The organism is Agrobacterium sp. SUL3, assembly GCF_001263295.1.
GTDB lineage: Bacteria > Pseudomonadota > Alphaproteobacteria > Rhizobiales > Rhizobiaceae > Agrobacterium > Agrobacterium tomkonis.
In genome coordinates this window covers 114,834-121,382 of sequence record NZ_KQ414512.1, presented here as the reverse complement: position 1 = coordinate 121,382, position 6,549 = coordinate 114,834, and the positions used below count along the sequence as shown (strand labels likewise).

Annotated in this window: 6 protein-coding genes; all 6 read right to left on the bottom strand. The window is 58.5% G+C overall.

All coding sequences use genetic code 11. The features are described from left to right. Positions 1-203: 203 nt before the first annotated feature. Positions 204-2,378: a putative bifunctional diguanylate cyclase/phosphodiesterase gene (locus AKG12_RS22295; protein WP_052820452.1), complete on the bottom strand. Its 2,175-nt coding sequence runs from the start codon at positions 2,376-2,378 to the stop codon at positions 204-206. Between the two features lie 228 nt (positions 2,379-2,606). Continuing rightward, positions 2,607-3,542 (bottom strand): 2-hydroxyacid dehydrogenase, encoded by a 936-nt coding sequence (locus AKG12_RS22290; protein WP_052820451.1) that lies wholly within the window; start codon positions 3,540-3,542, stop codon positions 2,607-2,609. A gap of 23 nt (positions 3,543-3,565) precedes the next feature. Beyond that, positions 3,566-4,297 carry an amino acid ABC transporter ATP-binding protein gene (locus AKG12_RS22285; protein WP_046801226.1) on the bottom strand — a complete coding sequence of 244 codons (732 nt, stop codon included), beginning with the start codon at positions 4,295-4,297 and terminating at the stop codon, positions 3,566-3,568. Beyond that, a complete protein-coding gene (locus AKG12_RS22280) occupies positions 4,278-4,937 on the bottom strand; it encodes an amino acid ABC transporter permease (protein WP_003499527.1) in 660 nt (219 codons plus the stop codon). The genes AKG12_RS22285 and AKG12_RS22280 overlap by 20 nt, the downstream gene beginning before the upstream one ends. After that, on the bottom strand, positions 4,934-5,638 hold the full coding sequence (locus tag AKG12_RS22275) for an amino acid ABC transporter permease (protein ID WP_003499524.1): 705 nt from the start codon (positions 5,636-5,638) through the stop codon (positions 4,934-4,936). The genes AKG12_RS22280 and AKG12_RS22275 overlap by 4 nt, the downstream gene beginning before the upstream one ends. 67 nt (positions 5,639-5,705) lie before the next feature. After that, on the bottom strand, positions 5,706-6,509 hold the full coding sequence (locus AKG12_RS22270) for a transporter substrate-binding domain-containing protein (protein WP_004444612.1): 804 nt from the start codon (positions 6,507-6,509) through the stop codon (positions 5,706-5,708). Between the last annotated feature and the right edge of the window lie 40 nt (positions 6,510-6,549).

The following is a 6,549-nucleotide window of genomic DNA, read 5'->3' as shown; positions in this document are numbered from 1 at the left end:
TAACAAAAATAGTCGATTATAATAATTTTATTTATTATAATATATAAATCTACATAACCGCGAAGGGCAGTTACCCGGCACCCTGACCCTAAACAATCATAGAGACGTTTAAGGTTGTTGTAATAAAAGGCGCGGGCAACCGGCCGGAACAATTCCGGCGTCACTCAGATCAGGCCCGTCAAAACAGGGCCATCATAGCGGGTCTATTGCAGATCGCCGGCAGGGCCTGTGGGGAATGTCGTCATCTTCGCCAGCATGTCTTCAATCACGTCCGCCTGCACCGGGCGACTGAAATAATAGCCCTGCCCGTAGGGGCAGCCGGCGACGCGCAAAAACGCCGCCTGTTCGCCGGTCTCCACTCCCTCGGCAATGACATCGATATCCAGAGATCCAGCAAGCTGAATCATGATCGAGACGATGGCGCTGTCCTTGGTTTTTTCCGGCAGGTGGGTGAGGAACGAGCGGTCTATCTTCATGCAGGACAGGGGAAAGGTCTTGAGCATGCCGAGGCAGGAATAACCGATGCCGAAATCGTCCAGCGAGAGGCTGACGCCCATCTGCTTGATGGAGCGCATGATCCGCACCGATGTTTCGACATCCTGAATGATAAGCGTCTCGGTGATTTCGATTTCGAGCAGCGAGGGCGAAAGACCGGTTTCCTTCAGCACCGACTGGATTTGCTCCACAAGTCCGCCCTGAAACTGCCGGGGTGAGATATTGACCGCCATTTTGATGGGCGACAGGCCGGCTACGATCCAAGCCTGCGCCTGCTGGCACGCCTTTTTCAGAATGCTTTCCCCAAGCTCCACAATGAGGCCGGTTTCCTCGGCAAGACCGATGAATTCCGACGGAGCCAGCAGACCTTCCACCGGATGCTGCCAGCGCACCAGCGCCTCCACCCCGCTGATGCGGCCGGTGAGAAGATCAACCTGCGGCTGGAAATGCAGAACAAACTCATCCCGCTCCACAGCCTTGCGCAATTCCTCGATGCGGGTGAACTTCTTTCTCAGATCGTCCGCCATGCGCGGTGTGAAAGTGGCGATGCCATTCCGGCCATTATGTTTGGCCTCATACATGGCAAGATCGGCGGCAGCGACGATTTCCGCCGTGGTCTCCCCGTGCTCGGGAAAAAACGCCATGCCGATGCTGCAGGTGACCTTGATATCGTAATTGCCGATGCGCAGCGGCTGCGAAACCGCCGCCTGAATAAGCTGCAGACGGTTTTCGAAACTGTCTTTCTGCTTTTCCAGAATGACGACGAATTCGTCGCCGCCCACCCGCAGCACGAGATCGTTTCGGCCGAGGCTATGAGCGATGCGCTCCGCCGTTTTCGAAAGCAGCGCGTCGCCAACGCTGTGACCAAGCGTATCATTGATCTGCTTGAAATTATCGAGATCGAGAAAACCGATGCCGACCTTCCGTTTTGCCTTTGCCGCCACCGCCAATATTTCCGGTAGCCGCGTATCGAGAAAACGGCGATTAGGTAGCCGGGTCAACATGTCGTGATCGGCCAGAAAGGCTATATGCTCCGCGGCACGTTTCCGGTCGATCGCCAGCCCCGCCATGCGGGCGGCGGCCCCGATGAACTCTACCAGCGCCGCATCCGGCTGGCGGCCCGCCAGCACGCACCAGACAAAACCATGCGCCTTGCCCTCGCTGGCGGGAATATCGAAACTGAAAGCCGTGCTGTCGGCCGGATAGGTAAGGCTCCCGGGATCGTTGACGGTGGAAATGCGCGCCGTCAGACCCTCATGCGGCATCAGCGCCGGAGAGACATAAACGGAAGGTTCGCCCGCCGCCGCCTCGAACACCCTGACAGCGCAGGCAAGCCCGGTGGCAAGATTTTCAATGGCCTTGACGAATTCGTCGAGAAAATCTTCGATCCGCGCCGCCGCGACAATCATTTCCAGAATACGCGCCTGTGCCTGAAGCAGTCTTTCCGAGGCCTTTTTCTGGGTTATGTCCCTGGAAGCGCCAACCACACCAATGATCTTGCCGGCCTCATCCTTCAAGGGCACACGCGACATCATCAACCAACGGTCGATATCGCCGCGCATGGCGGGTTCCTCATAGCCAAGATCAGGCTCTCCGGTGCGCATCACCCGCGCTTCGGTATCGGGAATGCCGGCCCGCTGCGCCGCATCTCCGTGAATGTCGCCGTCGGTGAGCCCGATCAGTTCTTCGACACTTTCAAATCCGTTTTCCGTAACGATGGCGCGGTTGGCAAAAAGAAAACGACCCTCCAGATCCTTGGCATAGATGAAATCCGGCACATGATTGATCATCGCTTCCAGAAGCACATGCCGGTCGGAGGTATTGGGGTTTTCAGTCGTTGCAGGAGAGGCAGATGGCGCTACGCCGCGCTTGGTTCGCGACATCCGGTTCTGCACGGGTGTCTTCGGGCCTTTGGAACGCACCTCTCCGCCTCATCATCTTATAAAGAAGCAGAATAGTAGGATTATACGTATTATATAAATATGAACGGCTGGCGGAGATTGCCGCGAATTCCCGCCTTTTACAGCGGACTCTATGGAGCCCTGCCCGCCTGAATCAAAACGGCGCAACCGAAGCTGCGCCGTCAAACCCAGGCGGCAATTCGCTGCCCGTCACACCACCGGGGTCGGCAGTTCCTTGCCCGCAAAATGTGCGTCGAGATTGGCAAGAACGAGATCGGCCATGGCGCGTCGCGTCTGGTGCGTGCCGCTGCCGACATGCGGGGCAAGCGTGACGGTGTCGAAGGCGAAAAGCGCTTCCGGCACACGCGGCTCATCCTCGAAGACGTCGAGGGCCGCACCACCGATCGTGCCGTTTGAAAGCGCCTCGACCAGCGCCTTTTCATCCACCAGCGAACCGCGCGCAACGTTGACAAGCACGCCCTGCGGCCCAAGTGCCTTCAGCACATCGGCATTGACGATATGGCGCGTTTCGGCGGTGGCAGCGGCGGCGATGATCAGCACGTCGCAATTGGCGGCCAGCGCCTCTATGCTGTCGTGATAGTCATAGGCGACGTCGCGACGGTTTCTGGCGGTATAGGAAATCCGCGCATCAAAACCTTCGAGCCTCTTTGCGATTGCCTGACCGATGCGGCCGAGGCCGAAAATGCCGTAACGACGGCCAGCCACACGGGTGGAAAGCCCCATATCGCCCTTCAGCCATTGACCGGTACGCACATGCTGGTCCGCCTGCGGCAGCTTGCGCGCCTGCGCCAGAACGAGGCCAAGCGCAAGATCGGCGACATCGGCCGTCAGCACGTCAGGCGTGTTGGAGACGCGGAAACCGCGTTGTTTCGCGTCAGTCAGATCGACCTTGTCGAAACCGACACCGTTGATGGCGACGATTTCAAGATTGGGGAGTGCGGCGCCGATATCCGCCGGCAGGCCGATATGGCCGCCGGTGACGACGCCGCGGATCGCGGCGCCCTTTTCAGCAAGAAACGCCGCCTTGTCGGAAGCTTCGAACAGGCGATGCACGGTGAAACGCTGCGCGAGTTCTTCTTCCAGTGCCGGAATGAGCGGGCACAGTTGCACGATTTCAGTGGTCATGGACTTTCCTTTGCGCCGGTGAATTACTTCACATCGGCCTTGACGAATTGCCGGAGTTCCGGCGTTTGCGGATTGGCGAAAAGTTCCGAAGAACGGCCCTGCTCCCAGATCTTGCCCTTGTGCATGAAGATGGTTTCAGTCGCCACGCGGCGCGCAAAGGCCATTTCATGGGTAACGAGGATCATGGTCATGCCGCCTTTGGCGAGGTTTTCCATGACGGTCAGCACTTCCTCGGTCAATTCGGGGTCGAGCGCCGAGGTCACCTCGTCGAACAGCATCACCTTCGGTCGCATGGCGAGCGAGCGGGCAATTGCCACGCGCTGCTGCTGGCCGCCGGACAGCTGGTCGGGATAGGAATCGAATTTCTCCGACAGGCCGACGAGTTGCAGGACCTCGCGGGCGATATCCTTTGTTTCCGATTTCGCCACATCCTTGACGATGCGCGGCGCGAGCATGATGTTTTCGCCGACCGTCAAGTGCGGGAAGAGATTGTAGCTCTGGAACACGATGCCGACATCGGTGCGCAGCTTGCGCAGCGCCTTGGCATCTTCGCCAATGGCATGACCGGCAATTTCGATGCGGCCCGAATTGATCTTCTCCAACCCATTCATGCAGCGCAACAGCGTGCTCTTGCCCGAGCCCGAGCGGCCGATGAGGGCGAAGACTTCACCACGGCCGACCGAAAGCGAAACGCCTTTCAGGACTTCCAGAGCGCCAAAGCTCTTGTGAACGTTTTCAACGATTACTTCCGGCATGAAGCCTCCTTTCCAGCCAACGCGACAGCTGGGACAACGGGTAGCAGACGATGAAATAAAGCACGGCCACCGCGACAAAGACGCGGAACGGCTGGAACGTGGCATTGTTGATGAGCTGCCCCGCTCTCGCCAGTTCGACGAAACCGATGATCGATGCGATGGACGTATTCTTGACGACCTGAACGGCGAAACCGACGGTCGGCGGCAGGGAAATGCGGATCGCCTGCGGCAGGATGACGTAGCGATATTGCTGGGCGCGGGTCAGCGCCAGCGATTCCGATGCTTCCCATTGCTGCTTCGGCACCGCCTGGATGCAGCCGCGCCAGATTTCGGCAAGATAACCTGATGTATAGATGGTCATCGACGCGCCGGCGGCGATCAAAGGCGGCAGTTCCAGTCCGGCAAGGCTGAGGCCGTAATAGGACAGGAACAGGATCATCAGCACCGGAATGCCCTGAATGACCTGGATATAGGTGCCGGCGGCAATGCGCAGCAGCTTGTTATCCGAGGTGCGGGCAAGAGCGATGAAAAAGCCGACGATGCCACCGCCGATAAGCGCAATGATCGTCAAAAGCACGGTCCATTGCAGGGCGGTCAGCAGGAAACCGAATTCGTTCCAGCCGAAAGTTCGAAGAGTCATGACTGCACCTCCGGCATGGCGGTCATCGTCTTGCGAGCCACGCGGCGGCCAAACAGCCACATGCCGATAAGGGCAAGGATGAGCCGCAGGCTGAGCGCCAGCGCAAGATAGATGAGCGTGACGACGATATAGACTTCGAAGGAGCGATAGGTCTGCGATTCCACGAAGGCTGCGGCGGCCGCAAGCTCATGGGTGGAAATGGCCGAGCATATGCTCGATGCCAGCATCATCAGCACGAACTGGCTGCAAAGCGAGGGATAGACCTTGGCGATGGCAGGCACGATGATGACGTGGCGATAGATCTGGTATCTGGTGAAACCAAGCGCCTCGCCTGCCTCGATCTGCGACTTGTGCACCGCCTCGATGCCGGCGCGGATGATTTCCGTCGAATAGGCCGCAAGATTGATCGTCATGCCGATCAGCGCCGCCGTATCCGCCCCTACCCTGAAGCCGAGGCCCGGCAGGCCGAAATAGACGATGAACAGCTGCACGAGAAACGGCGTATTGCGGATCACCTCCACATAGGCGTCCACGATGATGCGGACGATGCCGCCATTGATGGACCGCAGCGAGGCCAAAAGAATGCCGAAAGCGCAGCCGAGCACGATGGACAGGACAGACAGCTTGATCGTCAGCCATATGCCGTTCAGAATTTCATTCTGATATTGGGCGAGCGCGCCGAATTGAAAAGTATAGGACATGCGTCACTCCGTTGACATTTCCCGGTCCGCCGGAATTTTCCTCCGGCGGACGCGTTGAAAGGCTCAATCAGAAGCTTGGCAATTGCGGCAGCGGACGGCCGGTCCACTTCACCGAGATACGGTCGAGATCGCCCGACATCTTCATGAGGTAGATGGAGGTGTTCAGCCACTGGCGCAGCTCGAAATCCTCAAGCTTCGTCGCCATGGAATTGCCCTGCTGGAAGAAGGTGAAACCAACCTGCAGACCAGCCTCCGGGCGCTGCTTGATGATCGCTTCGCCAACCGTGGACGGCAGTGCGACGGCATCCACCTGACCGGCAAGCAGAGCCTGAGCGCTGGTGGAATCGTCTTCGTAAACGACGATTTCGAGACCTTCGACATTGGCCTTGCGCAGCGCGGTTTCCTGCGAGGAACCGCGATTGACCGAAACGCGCTTGCCCTTGAGGCTGTCGAGATTTTCGAACTTCTGGTCCTTGCCGGAGATGATGTCCATGTTGAAGGCGCTGTAGGGCTGCGTGAACATCACGGTCTTGGCGCGTTCACCGGTCGGTGCGAGCGTCGCAACAAGGAAATCGACCTTGCCGGTCTGAAGTGCCGGAATGCGGGCGGGCGGCGTCAGCGGCACCAGCTCCACCGGCAGCGACAGGTAAGAACCGATAAGATTGGCGACATCCACGTCGTAACCGGAAGGATTGCCCTTCTCATCCACCATGCCCATTGGCGGAGCGCCGGTGAGAACACCGATCTTGACCTTGCCGCGCGCCGTGATCTCGCTGAGCGAGACGGCATGGGCGGACGTCGTGGCAGCAAGCGAAGCGGCTGCAACACCGACGGCAACGGTCATGTTTTTCAGAAATCTTGAAATGCTCATGGTTTCTCCTCCAACCTTATAGTGGCTGTTCGACAGGAAC

Bases quoted from the DNA above. Each gene is read 5' to 3' on its own strand.
- AKG12_RS22295 (WP_052820452.1), bottom strand. From the start codon at position 2,378: ATGTCGCGAACCAAGCGCGGCGTAGCGCCATCTGCCTCTCCTGCAACG.
- AKG12_RS22290 (WP_052820451.1), bottom strand. From the start codon at position 3,542: ATGACCACTGAAATCGTGCAACTGTGCCCGCTCATTCCGGCACTGGAA.
- AKG12_RS22270 (WP_004444612.1), bottom strand. From the start codon at position 6,509: ATGAGCATTTCAAGATTTCTGAAAAACATGACCGTTGCCGTCGGTGTT.
- AKG12_RS22280 (WP_003499527.1), bottom strand. From the start codon at position 4,937: ATGACTCTTCGAACTTTCGGCTGGAACGAATTCGGTTTCCTGCTGACC.
- AKG12_RS22285 (WP_046801226.1), bottom strand. From the start codon at position 4,297: ATGCCGGAAGTAATCGTTGAAAACGTTCACAAGAGCTTTGGCGCTCTG.
- AKG12_RS22275 (WP_003499524.1), bottom strand. From the start codon at position 5,638: ATGTCCTATACTTTTCAATTCGGCGCGCTCGCCCAATATCAGAATGAA.